This window comes from Cohnella lubricantis (assembly GCF_014212015.1).
GTDB classification, from domain to species: domain Bacteria; phylum Bacillota; class Bacilli; order Paenibacillales; family Paenibacillaceae; genus Cohnella; species Cohnella lubricantis.
The window spans coordinates 1-15,180 of sequence record NZ_JACJVN010000009.1 but is presented as its reverse complement, the minus strand read 5'-3'; the positions used below and the strand labels follow the sequence as shown (position 1 = coordinate 15,180).

The 15,180-nt window shown below is 59.8% G+C and carries 15 protein-coding genes, 2 tRNA genes and 1 pseudogene; 6 read left to right on the top strand and 12 right to left on the bottom strand.

Annotation, left to right across the window (positions count from 1 at the left end; all coding sequences use genetic code 11):
• Nucleotides 1–52: 52 nt before the first annotated feature.
• The 5 genes and pseudogenes from H4Q31_RS21465 to nrdR form a co-directional block, all read right to left on the bottom strand.
• Nucleotides 53–206 (bottom strand): annotated as a pseudogene (locus H4Q31_RS21465) (NAD(P)H-dependent oxidoreductase); the annotation flags it as partial.
• Between the two features lie 35 nt (nucleotides 207–241).
• Nucleotides 242–709 (bottom strand): MarR family winged helix-turn-helix transcriptional regulator, encoded by a 468-nt coding sequence (locus tag H4Q31_RS01775; RefSeq protein WP_185177357.1) that lies wholly within the window; start codon nucleotides 707–709, stop codon nucleotides 242–244.
• 172 nt (nucleotides 710–881) lie between these two features.
• Nucleotides 882–957: transfer RNA gene (locus tag H4Q31_RS01770), tRNA-Lys, on the bottom strand.
• A 13-nt stretch (nucleotides 958–970) separates the two neighbouring features.
• Nucleotides 971–1,046: transfer RNA gene (locus H4Q31_RS01765), tRNA-Ala, on the bottom strand.
• 87 nt (nucleotides 1,047–1,133) lie between these two features.
• Entirely contained in the window at nucleotides 1,134–1,595 is a 462-nt protein-coding gene (nrdR, locus tag H4Q31_RS01760) for a transcriptional regulator NrdR (protein WP_185177356.1), read from the bottom strand.
• 125 nt (nucleotides 1,596–1,720) lie between these two features.
• Between nrdR and H4Q31_RS01755 the strand changes: the two genes are divergently transcribed.
• Complete coding sequence (locus tag H4Q31_RS01755; protein WP_185177355.1) at nucleotides 1,721–1,942, top strand: alpha/beta-type small acid-soluble spore protein; 222 nt, start codon at nucleotides 1,721–1,723, stop codon at nucleotides 1,940–1,942.
• An 81-nt stretch (nucleotides 1,943–2,023) separates the two neighbouring features.
• Here H4Q31_RS01755 and H4Q31_RS01750 read toward each other — a convergent pair whose 3' ends face one another.
• The 7 genes from H4Q31_RS01750 to H4Q31_RS01720 form a co-directional block, all read right to left on the bottom strand.
• Entirely contained in the window at nucleotides 2,024–2,605 is a 582-nt protein-coding gene (locus tag H4Q31_RS01750; RefSeq protein WP_185177354.1) for a lytic transglycosylase domain-containing protein, read from the bottom strand.
• Nucleotides 2,602–3,198 (bottom strand): dephospho-CoA kinase, encoded by a 597-nt coding sequence (gene coaE, locus H4Q31_RS01745; RefSeq protein WP_185177353.1) that lies wholly within the window; start codon nucleotides 3,196–3,198, stop codon nucleotides 2,602–2,604. The genes H4Q31_RS01750 and coaE overlap by 4 nt, the downstream gene beginning before the upstream one ends.
• A gap of 73 nt (nucleotides 3,199–3,271) precedes the next feature.
• On the bottom strand, nucleotides 3,272–4,222 hold the full coding sequence (gene mutM / locus H4Q31_RS01740; RefSeq protein WP_185177352.1) for a DNA-formamidopyrimidine glycosylase: 951 nt from the start codon (nucleotides 4,220–4,222) through the stop codon (nucleotides 3,272–3,274).
• Between the two features lie 87 nt (nucleotides 4,223–4,309).
• The gene (gene polA / locus H4Q31_RS01735; protein ID WP_185177351.1) at nucleotides 4,310–6,997 is read right to left on the bottom strand and encodes a DNA polymerase I; all 2,688 of its coding nucleotides are present in this window, start codon (nucleotides 6,995–6,997) and stop codon (nucleotides 4,310–4,312) included.
• A 175-nt stretch (nucleotides 6,998–7,172) separates the two neighbouring features.
• A complete protein-coding gene (locus H4Q31_RS01730) occupies nucleotides 7,173–7,703 on the bottom strand; it encodes a hypothetical protein (RefSeq protein ID WP_185177350.1) in 531 nt (176 codons plus the stop codon).
• Complete coding sequence (locus tag H4Q31_RS01725) at nucleotides 7,696–8,922, bottom strand: EAL domain-containing protein (RefSeq protein WP_185177349.1); 1,227 nt, start codon at nucleotides 8,920–8,922, stop codon at nucleotides 7,696–7,698. The genes H4Q31_RS01730 and H4Q31_RS01725 overlap by 8 nt, the downstream gene beginning before the upstream one ends.
• Nucleotides 8,919–11,414: an EAL domain-containing protein gene (locus H4Q31_RS01720; protein ID WP_185177348.1), complete on the bottom strand. Its 2,496-nt coding sequence runs from the start codon at nucleotides 11,412–11,414 to the stop codon at nucleotides 8,919–8,921. The genes H4Q31_RS01725 and H4Q31_RS01720 overlap by 4 nt, the downstream gene beginning before the upstream one ends.
• Nucleotides 11,415–11,674: 260 nt before the next feature.
• On the opposite strand from H4Q31_RS01720, the gene pqqA reads away from it, so the two are divergent.
• The 5 genes from pqqA (at nucleotide 11,675) to pqqE (ending at nucleotide 15,059) form a co-directional block, all read left to right on the top strand.
• Nucleotides 11,675–11,746: a pyrroloquinoline quinone precursor peptide PqqA gene (gene pqqA / locus H4Q31_RS22060; RefSeq protein ID WP_512698812.1), complete on the top strand. Its 72-nt coding sequence runs from the start codon at nucleotides 11,675–11,677 to the stop codon at nucleotides 11,744–11,746.
• A gap of 76 nt (nucleotides 11,747–11,822) precedes the next feature.
• Complete coding sequence (gene pqqB / locus H4Q31_RS01710; RefSeq protein ID WP_209703554.1) at nucleotides 11,823–12,734, top strand: pyrroloquinoline quinone biosynthesis protein PqqB; 912 nt, start codon at nucleotides 11,823–11,825, stop codon at nucleotides 12,732–12,734.
• 2 nt (nucleotides 12,735–12,736) lie between these two features.
• Nucleotides 12,737–13,447 (top strand): pyrroloquinoline-quinone synthase PqqC, encoded by a 711-nt coding sequence (gene pqqC, locus H4Q31_RS01705; protein ID WP_185177345.1) that lies wholly within the window; start codon nucleotides 12,737–12,739, stop codon nucleotides 13,445–13,447.
• Nucleotides 13,444–13,722 (top strand): pyrroloquinoline quinone biosynthesis peptide chaperone PqqD, encoded by a 279-nt coding sequence (pqqD, locus tag H4Q31_RS01700; protein ID WP_185177344.1) that lies wholly within the window; start codon nucleotides 13,444–13,446, stop codon nucleotides 13,720–13,722. Before pqqC ends, pqqD begins: the two co-directional genes overlap by 4 nt.
• Nucleotides 13,723–13,874: 152 nt before the next feature.
• On the top strand, nucleotides 13,875–15,059 hold the full coding sequence (gene pqqE / locus H4Q31_RS01695) for a pyrroloquinoline quinone biosynthesis protein PqqE (protein WP_311771660.1): 1,185 nt from the start codon (nucleotides 13,875–13,877) through the stop codon (nucleotides 15,057–15,059).
• Nucleotides 15,060–15,180: the final 121 nt, after the last annotated feature.

The window sequence follows — 15,180 nt, the reverse complement described above, 5'->3', positions numbered from 1 at the left end:
TCCCGCCTAAGCGGGAGTCTTGTATAAGATGTTTCCATATCGGAGCATCTCGTTATCTCAACGTCTTCAATGCGCCGCTCCATGCAACCAGTTGATCCAGCATCACGTTGACGCTCGCCCAGAATTCCGCGGAGATGTTCCGCAGCGCGGGCTCCTCCCGTCGATCCGTAGCTGACGATGCCTGCAGCTTTGTTGTTCCAAGGATCAGATATTTCCAACTTTTCATAGAAAGCGCGAAGCTTCAAACGGAGCTTCGGGCTACCTTATCCTGAGTGCCTATCCGGCCGTCCATGTTTAATCTCCAATAGATGCGCTCCAAGAATGCAATCTCCGCATCTGACAGACAATTAAAAATCGAATCAAGCGTCTCGTCCCTGATCTGATCAAGAATCTTCAGCATGTCTCGTCCTGCATCGGTTATTTCCAGAATAACAGCTCTGCGATCCTGGTGATCCGCTCTGGAACGGCGTATCAACCCGCGGTCCACCAGTTTATTGGCAATCGATGTAATTCCGCCGGAAGTAATCATAACGTCTCGAATAAGTTCTTTGGCTTGCTTCGGTCCTTCCGCCGCTAATAAGTTCAAGATCATACCCTGGGCATAGGTGATTTCAGTCGTGTTGCGTCTGTTCCATTCCGCCACGAATATACGGTGGTGAGTCGTAAAATTACTCGTGTATGAGATCAAGAGATCCCTTCGGTTCAACATCTTCAAATCCCTCCGCCGCTTCCGCATTGCCCCCTATTTAAAGGATAAGGCTTTTGTCCTACTATTGTCAATAAATAGGAGGAAAATTCTGAATTTGGCGAGAAAAGTGGATTTATGGCGGATAAAAACAACAAAAAAAACGGCATCGCTGCCGCTTCCGCGTTTAAAGATATGGTGGGCTCTCAGGGACTCGAACCCTGGACCAATTGATTAAGAGTCAACTGCTCTACCAACTGAGCTAAGAGCCCATATGATGGGACTTGGTGGAGAATAGGGGGATCGAACCCCTGACCTCATCGCTGCCAGCGATGCGCTCTCCCAGCTGAGCTAATTCCCCATAAATCTTGCCGCAAGCTATCTTGGCGACAAGAAAGAGTGTATCACAAGAGCAAAAGGCATGTCAACTATTTTCAAACTTTATCCCTTATATGCCGTGCTTATTAATGAGCGAATTAAGCTCCTTCAGGAACATGTTGATGTCCTTGAACTGCCGGTACACAGAAGCGAACCGGACGTATGCGACTTCGTCGACAGCGTACAGCTGCTCCATGAGCAGCTCGCCGATGACGCGGCTCTCGATCTCCGGATTCGCGGTATTCCGCAGCTCCCGCTCTACGTTCGACACGATCACTTCGAGCTGCTCGATCGACACCGGGCGCTTCTCGCAAGAGCGCAGCAGCCCGCGGAGCACTTTGTCCCGGCTGAATTCCTCGCGTCCGCCATCCTTCTTAATGACGATCAGCGGCGTCTCTTCAACCATCTCGAACGTCGTGAATCTGCGGCTGCACTGCTCGCACTCACGCCGGCGGCGGATCGACTTGTTGTCGTTGGCCGGCCGCGAATCCAGCACCTTCGTTCCGTTAAAGTCGCAGAAAGGGCATCTCACGCTTCTCATCTCCTTCCGATTCGCCTTGCTAAATATCGTTATCCGATATTTCCCAAACAGGTGATTACATGAAGCTTAGCAGATTGGTCATAATACTTGTACCAACCGCAAGGAGGTGAACAACAATGGGCGCAGGATCCCGTAGCAGCAATCAGCTGGTCGTCCCTCAAGCGATCGGCGCGCTGGACCAATTGAAGTATGAAGTGGCGCAAGAACTCGGTATCACCCTGCCGCAAGACGGTTACTACGGTAACATGGTAACGCGCGATACGGGCCATATCGGGGGCCAAATCACGAAACGTCTGGTTCAGATCGCCGAGCAGCAACTTGCCGGTCAATTTAGGTAATGTTCAGTAAACGATAAAGGAGAAAAGCTTTGAAGCCCTTGCGGCTTCAAGGCTTTCTCTTGTTAGACGGGCAAACGCGCGTTATAAGTCCTTATGAACTTCCTTGTACTTATTGTAGTAATGGAGAACCTTCTGCACATACTGTCTTGTCTCCCCATAGGGAATATCGGCGACCGACTCCGCCTTGCCGTCCCACGTCCGGTCCTTCAGCCATTGCCGTACCTTCCCCGGACCCGCATTGTACGCGGCCAGCGATACGACCAGATTCCCGTCGAATTGCCGCAGCAGATCCTTCATGTACCAAGTGCCGATTCGAATGCCCGCTTCCGGCTGGCGCCCGATATCGTCAAGCGAGATCGAACCGAAGTTGTCATGGGACAGAATCCACTCTGCCGTGTCCGGCATCAGCTGCATAATGCCGATGGCGCCCTTGGGCGATACCGCTCTGGGTTTGTAATTCGACTCCACCCGAATGATGGAAGCGATCAGGAGCGGATCCAGCTCGTACAATTCAGCGCTTTGTTTGATTTCTTCCTTATAGTATATCGGATAGATCGTTCTGCCAAGCCATTCCGATTGAATGAAGAGCAGTCCGACGATAATGATCAGAAGCAGCAGGACAACTCTTCTTCGTTTACTCTTCGCGTTGCTGTTCTTCTTCATGCCAATCCTTTGCCCCGCCAGAACCGCTCGACTTGCTCCGCCGTCTCCTCGAGGCCGCCTGAATTGTCGATGACAATATCCGCCAGCCGCCGCTTCTCCTCAATGTCCATCTGTGCGTCGATCCGCCGATTCGCCTCGTCCACCGCCAATCCGCTGCGCTTCATGAGCCGCTCCAATTGTACAAATCTCGGAACATAAACGACCATGATTTGTTGAAAATAAGATTGGAGCCCCGACTCGAATAGCAGCGGGACGTCAACCACGACCAGCTGCTCCGGCCGTTCGCGCTGGAACGCTTCCATAAGCTGCAGCATTCGCGCCCGGATCGCCGGATGCGTAATCGCTTCGAGCGCTTTGCGCTCGGCATCGTCCGAGAACACAATCTCGCCGAGCTTCGCTCGGTTCAGCGTCCCGTCAGCGCTTAGGACGGCCGGACCGAAGCGCTCAGCGATAAGCCGCAGCGGCTCTTGCCCCGGACTCACCACTTCTCTGGCGATTTGATCCAAGTCGACAAGGGCCGCTCCGCGGTCCGTCAGCATTCGGCTGACGGTGCTCTTGCCAGCGGCGATTCCGCCTGTCAGTCCGATATTCACCTGATGCACCTCTTCTTCATTCGCTGGCTGCTTCCGTTTGCCCACAATCCGACGCGGATCATGGTGCTTGTTCTTATGATTTCGACAAAGGGGACGCCCGATCCTGCCCATCCAGCCGAAGTTTGACCGAATTCGCCTTCGTTCTCGCCGTTGGCCGCGATTCCGATGCGCTCTTCGCCGCGGCTCCGCTTCCCTTCGGAGCCTTCTGGCACTTCGGGCAGACGTGCGTGCCGCGGCCTCCGACGATAGACTTGACGATCGGCGTCCCGCACTCGCCGCAAGGCTCGCCCGTCCGGCCGTAAGCTCGGAGCCGGTGCTGGAACATGCCCATCTCGCCCTGTCCGTTCACATACGACTTGACCGAAGAGCCGCCGGCTTCCACCGCCGAGCTTAAAGTGCTCCAGATCGCTTCGTACAGCCGCTTCTTCTCGGGGCCCGTCAGCGTGTCGGCCGCCCGTTCCGGGTGAATGCGCGCCAAGTGCAGCGCCTCGTCGACATAGATATTGCCAAGCCCGACGATAACCTCCTGGTTCAGCAGCAGAGGCTTTATCTTCGTGGTTCGCTTCCCAAGCGCCTTGACGAACGCTTCATAGGTGAACGACTCGTCCAGCGGCTCCAGACCAAGCTTCTTCAGCGGTGCGGAACGGAATTCCTCTCCCGGCGCGAACAGATGCATCGTTCCGAACTGACGAACGTCCTTATATCGCAATGCCGTACCGTCGGTAAAATGAAATATAACATGCGTATGCGGCTCCACAGGCTCGTCATCGCGGTAGACGCCGTAGCGTCCCTCCATCCGCAGATGGGAGACGAGCACCAGCCCGTCCATGACGAACCGCAGAAACTTTCCGCGTCTCTCCACGCCGAGGAAGGTATGTCCCTCCAGCGTCGCTGCGAAGGCGTCGGGATCGTCCGGACGCTGCAGTATGCGCGGCAGGGTCGCCGTCACTTGGCGGATTGTCTTCCCGGTAATCAAGCTATTCAAGGTGCGCCGCACCGTCTCGACCTCCGGAAGCTCCGGCATTGTCAATTCCCTCCTTACTAACATATGAGCTTCTCTCATTATATAGGATAGGAAAAGCCCGAACCACCGGTTCGGACTTCCCCGCCGCTATTTGGCTTCGTACCAGTTGACGCCGAAGTTCACGTCCGCCTTAAGCGGCACATCAAGCGGGAATGCTTCCGCCATCACCTTCGGCACCAGCTCCTTCATCATCTCCAGCTCCTCCGGCGGCACTTCGAAGACAAGTTCGTCGTGCACCTGGAGCAGCATCCGGCTGCGCAGCCCGCGCGACTTCAACGTCTCGTCCATCCGCACCATCGCGAGCTTGATAATGTCCGCCGCAGTACCTTGAATCGGCGTGTTCATCGCCGTGCGCTCCGCGAACGACCGCAGGTTGAAGTTCGACGCGCGAATGTCCGGCAGATAACGCCGCCGTTCCAGCAGCGTCGTGACATAGCCGTCCTGCTTCGCCTGCGCGACGATGTCGTCCATGTAACGTCTCACGCCAGGGAAGGCGCCGAAGTATTGATCGATGAACGCGGCCGCTTCCTTGCGCGTGATGTTCAAGTTCTGCGACAGGCCGTAATCGCTGATGCCGTACACGATGCCGAAGTTGACCGCCTTCGCCTGCCGCCGCATGTTCGAATCGACTTGATCCGCAGTCACGCCGAACACGTCCATCGCCGTCTTCGTATGGACGTCCATCTCGTTGCGGAACGCTTCCTTCAGCCCTTCGTCGCCGGAGATATGCGCCAGCACCCGCAGCTCGATCTGCGAATAGTCCGCCGCGAGAATGAGCCAGCCCTCCTCGGAAGGCACGAACGCCTTCCGAATCTGGCGTCCTTCCTCCAGCCGGATCGGGATGTTCTGAAGGTTCGGGTACTGGCTGCTCAGCCGTCCCGTCGCCGCGATCGTCTGACGGTAATACGTATGAATCTTGCCGTCCTCCGGCCGAATCTCCTTCAGCAGCCCTTCAATGTACGTCGATTGCAGCTTCGTCAGCGTCCGATAATGCAGGATGAGGCGCACGATCTCGTGATACGGCTCCAGCTTCTCCAGTACTTCGGCGTCCGTCGAATAGCCGGTCTTCGTCTTCTTGATAACGGGGAGGCCTAATTTGTCGAAAAGCACTTCACCGAGCTGCCTCGTAGACCCGATGTTGAACTCGCAGCCCGCCAGACGGTAGATCTCCGCCATCGTCCGCTCGATCCCAACCTGGAACTCCTTGCCCAGCTCCTCTAACGCCTCGGCCCGCACGCTGATCCCCTGCTTCTCCATGCCCGCGAGAATGACCGACAGCGGCTGCTCCAGCTCGTAGTAGAGCGTCCTCATGCCCGCCTTGTCCAGCTCCTCGGCGAGCGGAGCCGCGAGCCGCCGGATCGCGTCCGTCTTCGCCGCCAGATGGGCGGCGAGCGCCTCGTCTTCCGGCACGCGGAACTTCGCGCCCTTGCCGAACACCGCTTCGTCCGCGGCGATCACAGGCAGCCCGTGCCGCTGAAGAAGCCCGACGAGCGACGGATCGGCCTCCGTCGGATCGAGCAGATACGCGGCGAGCTGCACGTCGAACGCGAGCCCCCGAAGCGCGATGCCGGACCGCGCCAGCACGAGCTCCGCCCGATGCAGGTCATAGCCGGTCTTGGCGGCTTGCTCATCGGCCAGCCAATCGCGCAGCGGCTTCGCCTCTTCCGATGCCAGCGCCGCGTAAGGCACGACGAATATGCATCCCTCCGCCGCAATGCCGAGGCCAATGCCTTCGCCCTGGTGCGGGTTGTCGCCATGCGACTCCACAAGCAGCGCCTCCGCCTGCGGCAGCGCTTCATTCAGCGCTTGCCAATCCGCTGCGCCAGCGACCCATACCGTCTCGTAGGCGGCCTGTCCGGCAGCCGCTCCGGCCGCATCCGCGTCTGCGGCGCCGACCGCCGCCGCGCTCAGGTCGAGCCGCTCGATGAGCGACTTGAACTCGAGCTTGCGCAGCGCGGCCGCGAGCTCCGCCGCGTCATAGCCGCTCCAGCGCAGCTCGTCCAGCGTCCGTTCCAGCGGCACCTCGCGGAAGATCGTCGCGAGCCGCTTACTCATCCGCGCGTCCTCTTCGTGCGCTCGCACGTTCTCGCCGAGCTTGCCCTTGATCTCGCCCATATGCGCGAGCACATTCTCGACCGTACCGTATTCCGCCAGCAGCTTCAGCGCCGTCTTCTCGCCGACGCCCGGAATGCCCGGAATGTTGTCGGAGGCGTCGCCCATGAGACCCTTCAAGTCAATAATCTGCTGCGGGGTCAGCCCGTATCGCTCTCCGACTGCCTCGGGCGAGTACCGTTCGACTTCGCTGACTCCCTTGCGGGTGAGCAGCACAGTTACCTTTTCCGATGCTAATTGAAGCATGTCCTTGTCGCCGGAGACGACAACCGTCTCGATGTCCTTCTCTTCGGCCATTCGCGAGAGCGTGCCGATGATGTCGTCCGCCTCGTAGCCGCCCAGCTCGAACTGCGCGATCGAGAAGGAGCTCAGCAGCTCCTTGAGCAGCGGGAACTGCTCGGACAGCTCCGGCGGCGTCTTCTGCCGGCCGCCCTTGTACTCGCCGTAGCCTTCGTGCCGGAACGTCACCTTGCCCGCGTCGAACGCGACGAGCAGATGCGTCGGCTTCTCCTCTTCCATGACCTTGAGCAGCATCGTCGTGAAGCCGAATACCGCGTTCGTATGTAATCCACTGCTGTTCGTCAGCGGCGGCATCGCGAAGAAAGCCCGATACACGATGCTGTTGCCGTCGATCAGAAGCACCTTCTGACGGTCATTCCCCATTGTTCATCCACCTTCTCCGGCAGCGCTATGTCCGGTAAATTCATCTAGCGATATCATACCATAAAGGCCGGTAGACGAGCGATAAAGGCTAGGGGAACGAGCGAAGGCTGGAGCTGCGGCGACAACGCAAGTGATGGCGCTAGGCGAGGGGTCGCTGTAACCCGATATTTTCGGGTTACAGCGCTGCTCGGGTTCTTGCTGAGCTGCTGTAACACGACTTCTCCGGGTTGCAGCGCTGCTCGGGCTCTGCTGAGCCGCCGTAACCCGACTTCTCCGGGTTACAGGCCTGCTCGGGCTCTGCTGAGCCCCTGTAACCCGACTTCTCCGGGTTGCAGCGCTGCTCGGGCTCTGCTGAGCTCCTGTAACCCGACTTCTCCGGGTTACAGGCCTGCTCGAGCTCTACTGAGCTCCTGTAACCCGACTTTTTCGGGTTACAGCGCTGCTCGGGCTCTGCTGAGCTCCTGTAACCCGACTTTTTCGGGTTGCAGGTCTGCTCGAGCTCTGCTAAGCCGCTGTAACCCGACTTCTCCGGGTTACAGGCCTGCTCGGGCTCTGCTGAGCTCCTGTAACCCGACTTTTTCGGGTTGCAGGTCTGCTCGAGCTCTGCTAAGCCGCTGTAACCCGACTTCTCCGGGTTACAGGCCTGCTCGGGCTCTGCTGAGCCGCTGTAACCCGACTTCTCCGGGATCCTCCACTGCCTACCCATTGGGCAAGCCGCCCGCAACGGGACCCGTTCCGTATTCGCCCGGCCGTCCAAGCAGGTAGCCCTGCCCGAAGTCGATGCCGAGCGTTCGCAGCAGCCGCAGCTCCTCCGGGCGCTCGATGCCTTCGGCTACCGTCCGGATGTCCATCCGTCTGGCGAATCGGACGAACGTTCGCAGCATCTGCTTCTTCATCTCGTCGCGATCCGCGTTCTGGACGAGCGACTTGTCGACTTTAATATAGTCCGGCTGCAGCTCCACAATCGACTGAAGCGACGAATAGCCCGCTCCCGCGTCGTCGATGGCAATCTCGTATCCTTGGCTGCGGTAATGCTCCAGCACCTTCTTGGCTTCGGAGAAGTCATCGATCGAGCTTCTCTCCGTCAGCTCCAAGACGATCTGCCCCGGATGCAGCCCTCTCTGGCGAAGCCAATGGATTGTCTGTCCGGAGACGAACCCCGGGTCCTTCATGATGCCGCTTGTCACGTTCAGGAAGATCTTCTGCGCGGCATTCAGCGGAGGACAGCTGCGGATCGCCTTCTCCCGTGCCAGCCTGTCGAGCGAGTACGCGTAGCCCTCCCGCTCTGCGAATTGGAATAGCCCCTGAGGTCCGTCGAAATGGCAGCGATCCGGGCATCTCGTCAGCGCCTCGAACCCGAATACCTCTCCCGTCGCTATTCGCATAATCGGCTGGAAGACGCTGCGTATGCTCTGCTCTTGCAGAATCCGCTCCATCTCACGGCGCAGCTCCCGATCGGCGGGAGCCGCTTCCTGCCATCGGCGCATTCGGCCGACCGCATCAAGCAGCGCATCGTATGCGGCTTCTTGGGCCGAACGGCCGGAAGCCAGCTTCATCAAGGCAACGCCGAACCCTTCGCCGTCCTCCGGCACGCCGGGAGCAGCGCCGAGCGCTTGCCGCAGCCTGCGCGCGATGGCTGCCAAGCAAGCTTCCGCCGCTTCCACGGAGCATTCCGTCGCTTCCGCGACGAACCATAAATGGCTGGAGATCCGGTCTACGAACCAGACGTTCTCATCCGGAAGCGCCTCGCGAAGCCACTCCGTCCAATGGCGGTCGCTCGTTCTCTTGTCGACCTGCAAGCCGTTCTCCCGCCAATCCAAACCAATCAAACCGAGTCTAACGCCATTATCCTCTGCATAGCCGCAGCTCTTCGCCTGTTCCTGGAGCCGGCTCCAGCCTGTCTTGTTCCACCCGATGTTCTTCAAGATGACTCCACTCCATGCTTCATATTGTTGGCTGCAATCGGCTCCTGGCGGATCGATTCCCACACGAAGGAATTACCCTGCTGGAGCTTGGCTCGCTTCTTCAGATGCGCCGCCCGCTCCGCCAGCCGATCCGGCGTCCAGCCGCCCGAATCTTCGCATAGGAGCAGCGACAGCGATATCGACAACCCTTCCGCCTCCACGGGCTGGCCTTCCCGGTCTACGACCGGACCGGCATCGGAACCGATGTAACCGGCGATCCCTTGCTCGAACCGTTCCAGAATGAGACGGGACAGCTCGTTCGCCTCCTCACAGCCGATGACCGCAATGAAGTCATCCCCGCCGATATGGCCGACGAATGCGTCTTCCTGCGCGCCGGATTGTACGGATGAGACGATGACGTCTGCGGTGAACCGAATCACTTCGTCCCCGCGATGGAAGCCGAACCGGTCGTTAAACCATTTGAAGTAGTCGACGTCCGCATATAGCACCGCGAACGGCCTGCCCTCCCCGATCCGCCGGGTCAGCTCCTTGCGGATCGGCTCGTTGCCTGGCAATCCGGTGAGCGGATTGGCCCATTGGGCGTCCGTCATGCGGGCGTTCGTCACCCATTCCAGCAGCGACCGAATCGATGCGATGCCGCTCACGAGCCCGTCCCGCGTCACGACGACCGCGTCGTACAGCTTGTCCGGCTCCCGGGCCATCGCCATCTGCGACACTTGATCGATCGGGGTGGACTCGTCCGCGATGAGAGGCTGCGTATCCATGATCTTATCCACCGGACGGTTCCAATAGAGCGGCAAGCCGAACTGACCGGACAGCAGCTGATGGAGCTTCTCCTTCATGAGCAATCCGACGGGGCGCCCTTCCTCGGCGATGACGAACCCGTGGATATCTCGACGGCTCTCGAAATGCCGCGCGATATCCGACACGGGCGTCTGCCGGCTGAACGTCTCGACGGGCGCGCTAAGCTCAGACAAGGAGCCGCCTTCCCTGCGGTAACGCTTGTTCAGTTCAAGGCGGATGCGGTCGCGAACGTGGCGCCCGATTGAAGCAGGCGCCGCCGCCTCCGGCCCGATCCAGCTCCCTTGGCCGTACACGATACCGCTCGCGATCAAAGGGCCGATCTGCGAATCCCGCTCGATGCCGCCCGCCAGCAAGACGATCTGCTCCTTCCGCGCCAGCCTGGAGAGCGCTCCGAGAAGCGACTCATCGATCGTTCGGCTGTCGTCCGATTCTTCCATCGCCATCCAGCCGACATCGATCCGGGCGTAATCCGGATGCAGCGTCAGCATGCGCAGCAGCGATTCCCGCTTCGCTTCGATACCGGTTAGCGCGATGCGAAAGCCTTGGTCGCGGTAATGCCGAACGGCTGCCCGAAGCGCATCCCCGTCTCTCTCGGCAGACGGCGTTCCGACTTCGAACACCAGCACGACATGCTCCGGCCGGATGCCGGCCGCTTCCATTCTTCTTAACGTCGTGCCGGGATACAGCCTAGCATCGTTCATGATCGAAGCCGAAGCCTGAATGAACAGCCTCGCTTCCCCGTGCCGGATCGGCAGCGCGCGAATAGCCGCTTCCCGGAAGCGCCGGTCGCACTCGTACAGCCTGCCGGCCGCTTCCGCTTCCGCGAGCATGGCGGCCGCGGGCCACCTCTGTCCCGTACGCCTCCGATACGGAACCGCTTCAAAGCCGAACAGCGAGCCGTCAAGCAAGGACAGCATCGGCGCGTACCGGATCTCGATCTCGCCCGCTGACATCGGGTCTTCCTTCCGGAAGGCGGCTCCGTTCATGACAGCCGAAGCGTCCAGCGTCCGCTTCCAAGCCATCTGCCAAGCGGACAACAGCGCTTCCTCCGACTTCGCCCCACCCGCTGCGGGCGGCTCCGCTCTCGGCTTTCCGCTCCGCTTCACGCCTTGTCCGCAAGTCCAATCCAACCATGCCCATCCGAAGCGGAACGTGCCTTCCCGAATAGACAAGCTCCCTGCGAGCTTGCTTGTCATCGTGCGGAAGACCGTCTCCCGCAGCAAATACTCCAATCTTCCCGGAAGCGCATGGCGATCTGTCCCTTGCGGAGCTTCCGGAACGACTGTCAGCAGAACGAGCGTATCGCCGGATTGCACCCATTCCGTCCGGCCGTCCATTTGGCTGCGGAACCGATATGCAGCGGCGCGCAGAAGCCTGCGCATGCGAAGCGGCGTTTCCGCTTGGTCCCGCTCTCCGTCCCCCGTTCGTTGCTTCCGGCTCCAATGGACGATCATCAGACAGAGCGGTCCGCTTCCAGCGGCGGCAGACAACTCGTGAATCCAATCCCGATTAGGCCAAATGCTTAGACGATTCCCCTCCACGTATGACTCCTCCGAATGAAGAGACTTGTTCGAGCGCAAGAGACCATGCCGCATGAAGCGTTCGGCAGTCGCCGCCGCCTCTTGGCGGAAGCTATTCAGATGAGCGTAGGTGTTGGATAAGAGGTTCATGAATCTTCCAGCGCGCATAGACGTACATTCCCGGCATCGTACTTTTGTCCTAACCGTACCACTCGGATGTATGGGCAAGTTCTGCCCATTGTTAACGGAATGTAAATTCGACGCCAGTTGACGGCAAGATGCTGCTATTTCCGAGGCGAATCTACCCTCTTGCGCCGCCGGGAATAGAGATGTTGTCCGATTCGGAGGAACTTTCTGGTTATGGAACAGCGGGCGCCACATATACTAATGACAAATGCCCATTCGCCGCTGGAAGGGAGGTGGGATCGATGTGGGTGAAGCCCGACTTCGAGGTCATTGAGGTGTGCGCTGAAGTGACTTCCTATGCTTATCAAAAATAACGCCACTGAGCCGGAGACTCTCCGGCCTTTCTATTGTCCAGAGTTAGGCGATACTGTCCAGAAGAGGGGGGATCGCGTGCAGATTCGCATCTTGGGCGCTTCGGCGGGAGGAGGGCTGCCGCAGTGGAACTGCGCCTGCCCGAACTGCCGCAGGGCGCGGGCCGGGGACCCTGCCGTCCGTCCCCGAACGAACGATTCGCTTGCCGTCTCCGCGGACGGCCGGGCTTGGGTCCTGCTGAACGCGTCGCCAGACATCAGCTGCCAGATCGAAGCCGCTCCGCAGCTGCAGGCCGGCCCTGACGTGCGCGGCTCCCCGATTGCCGGCGTGCTGCTGACCGACGCGGAGCTGGACCATACCGCAGGCTTGCTTCAGCTGCGGCAGTCCGCGGAGCTGAGCGTTTGGGCGCCGCGTCCGGTGCTTGCGGCGCTGGTGCGTTCTTTTCCGGTGAGGAGCATCGTGGAGCCCTTCGCCAGCTTCCGATGGGAGGAGGCGCGTCCGAGGGAATCTTTTCCTCTTTTTGAGGGAAGAGTAAAGGTGTGTTCGTTCTCGCTGGGCAGCAAACCGCCTCGCTATGCGGACGGAACGCGGTCTGAGAGATTGGGAGGCGACTGGGTCGTCGGCTACCGATTGGAGGATACGGCCACCGGCGGCGTCGCCGTCTATGCGCCGGGCGTGGAGCGATGGAGCGAGGAGCTGGAGCGGCATGCCGCGGACACGGACTGCCTGTTGGTGGACGGAACCTTCTGGCGTTCCGACGAGCTGCAGACACTGGGCATCTCCGATTGGAGCGCTGCCGATATGGGACATCTGGCCGTCTCCGGATCGGGCGGCACAATGGAGAAGCTCGTCCGTCTGCCCGTTCGCCGCAAAATCTATATTCATATCAACAATACGAATCCGATGCTGGACGAGAACTCGCCCGAACGCCGCCAACTGGACGCGCTCGGAATCGAAGTCGGCTATGACGGCATGGAACTGGAGGTTTAAGGTTGGACGCTTTCTTGTTGTCGAATGAGGAATTAACGAATCGCCTGCGAGAGGTAGGTGAAAGGCGCTATCACGATAAGCATCCCTATCATATCCGCATGCATGACGGGAAGCTAAGTCCCGAGCAGCTTCGCGCTTGGGTCGCGAACCGTTTCTACTATCAGAAGAACATCCCGGTCAAGGATGCGCTGATCTTGTCCAAGCTGCCTTCGCGCGATGACAGGCGCAAGTGGATTCAGCGTATTATCGACCATGACGGCCGCGAAGGGAGCGAGGGCGGCATTGAGGCATGGGTCCGGCTAGGCGAAGCGTGCGGAATTCCTAGAGACGAGATGCTAGGTGAGAAGCATGTTCTGCCTGCCGTCCGCTTCGCGGTCGACGCTTACGTAAATTTCTGCCGGCTGCAGCCCTGGCCGATCGCCGTCGCTTCCTCGCTGACGGAGCTGTTCGCGCCGACCCTCGTATCCAAGCGGATCGGCGTATTCCTGGAGCTCTATCCGTGGATTAAGCCCGAGGGGCTGGAGTACTTCCGCGCCCGGCTTCATCAAGCGCCGCGCGATGCCGATCACGGGCTGGAGCTTGTGCTGCGCGAATGCAAGAGCCGCGACGATCAAGAACAGGCGATCGCCGCGCTCTCCTTCAAATGCGACGTGCTATGGGCGCTGCTCGATGCGCTCAGCCACGCTTATCCCAACAAGGAGGTGGCCACATGAGCCTGCCGGAGCCGGTTCCGGAAGCGAAGCCGCGGCTGCGCCGTCCGGCGCGGCTCAAGTACGACTCCCTCCGGCAGACGGAGCTGCTGCTCCTGCCGGAGAGAGTCGTGAGCCTGAACGCCACTGCAGCCGCAATCTTGCGGCTGTGCGACGGGCAGCGGACGGTCTCGGAGATCGTCGGAGAGCTCGAGTCCGCGTATGGACAGACGGATTTGAAGGGGGATGTTCTCGAGTTTCTGATGTTAGCCGCGGACAGAGGGTGGGTGGAGCCGTGAGATCAAGCCATGAGCACCTTATGAATGCGCCTGATACTGTGAACGCGGCGCATACTTCGAATGCTGATCACTCATTGAATGCGAATCAAACCTTGATGAATGCGAATCAGACCTTGATGAATGCGAATCAGACCTTGAAAACTAATCACTCTGTGAATGCTGATCACTCTTCGAAATCGAATTCCTCCTCGAATGCGGCGCACACGCTGAAAGCTCCCTATGCCTTAACGGCCGAGCTGACGCACCGTTGTCCTCTTCATTGCGCTTACTGCTCTAATCCATTGGAATTGCAGAAGAGAGAGAACGAGCTTGGTACCGCCGATTGGCTGAGAGTGCTGGACGAGGCAGCTGAGCTGGGTGTCGCGCATGTGCATTTCACGGGCGGAGAGCCGTTGCTGCGGCAGGATCTGGAGCAGCTCGTTCGGCGCGCTCGGGAGCTGGGGCTGTTCGTGAATATGATCACGAGCGGCGTCGGATTGACGCGCGAGCGGGTGCGGCGTCTCGCGGAGGCAGGCGTGGACAGCATGCAGCTTAGCGTGCAGGCATCGGACGGGGAGCTGTCCGACCGCATCGCCGGCATTAAGTCGCACGAGCTGAAGCGCAGAGCCGCGGAATGGATCAAGGCCGAGGGCATTCCCCTGCAGGCGAACGCCGTGCTGCATCGGCATAATCTGCATCAGGTCGAGGAGATCATCGACCTGTGCGTCTCTTGGGGGGCAGAGCGGCTGGAGCTGGCTAATGTCCAATATTACGGCTGGGCATTCGCGAACCGCGAATATCTGCTGCCCAGCTTGGAGCAGCTTCAAGCCGCCGAGGCAGCTTATATGCGAAGCAAGGCGCGGTTAGGCGGCGTTATTGAGCTTATCTGGATCGTGCCGGACTACTATGCGGAATATCCGAAGCCATGCATGGGCGGCTGGGCCAGCATCTCGTTCACCGTCACGCCCGATGGCCGCGCGCTTCCATGCACGGCCGCGGCGGGGATCGAGACGCTGCGCTTCGACTCCGTCAAAGAGCGGAGCCTGGGTTGGATCTGGCAAGAATCCGAAGCGTTCACCGCGTTCCGCGGCGAAGACTGGATGCCCGAGCCGTGCCGCAGCTGCGACCGCCGGCACCAAGACTTCGGCGGCTGCCGGTGCCAAGCTTATCTGCTGACGGGCGATGCGCGGAACGCGGATCCGGTGTGCGCGCTGTCGCCTGACCACTGGCGGCTCGCCGACTTCGTCGCTTCGCGCGGCGCTTCCGCCCGGTCGAGGGCGGCCGGGGGCGAGAACGATCCCGCCATAACGGCCGAAGGCGATCGCGATCCGCCCGTTGCCCGGATGCGCGGGTATTAAAGCGATTGTTAATGAAGGCAGGCTCTCGACAGGAACATGGCGTGTATTCCGCCTGTTCAACGTTGAGCAGCCTGCTTTCTTCGCTTTGCTCCCGCCGATCCAGTCGATCTGATCGACCTCT

Coding starts and splice junctions, on each gene's coding strand:
- H4Q31_RS01775 (WP_185177357.1), bottom strand. CDS start 709: ATGTTGAACCGAAGGGATCTCTTGATCTCATACACGAGTAATTTTACG.
- H4Q31_RS01755 (WP_185177355.1), top strand. CDS start 1,721: ATGGGCGCAGGATCCCGTAGCAGCAATCAGCTGGTCGTCCCTCAAGCG.
- H4Q31_RS01750 (WP_185177354.1), bottom strand. CDS start 2,605: ATGAAGAAGAACAGCAACGCGAAGAGTAAACGAAGAAGAGTTGTCCTG.
- mutM (WP_185177352.1), bottom strand. CDS start 4,222: ATGCCGGAGCTTCCGGAGGTCGAGACGGTGCGGCGCACCTTGAATAGC.
- polA (WP_185177351.1), bottom strand. CDS start 6,997: ATGGGGAATGACCGTCAGAAGGTGCTTCTGATCGACGGCAACAGCATC.
- H4Q31_RS01730 (WP_185177350.1), bottom strand. CDS start 7,703: ATGGGTAGGCAGTGGAGGATCCCGGAGAAGTCGGGTTACAGCGGCTCA.
- H4Q31_RS01720 (WP_185177348.1), bottom strand. CDS start 11,414: ATGCGCGCTGGAAGATTCATGAACCTCTTATCCAACACCTACGCTCAT.
- pqqD (WP_185177344.1), top strand. CDS start 13,444: ATGAGCCTGCCGGAGCCGGTTCCGGAAGCGAAGCCGCGGCTGCGCCGT.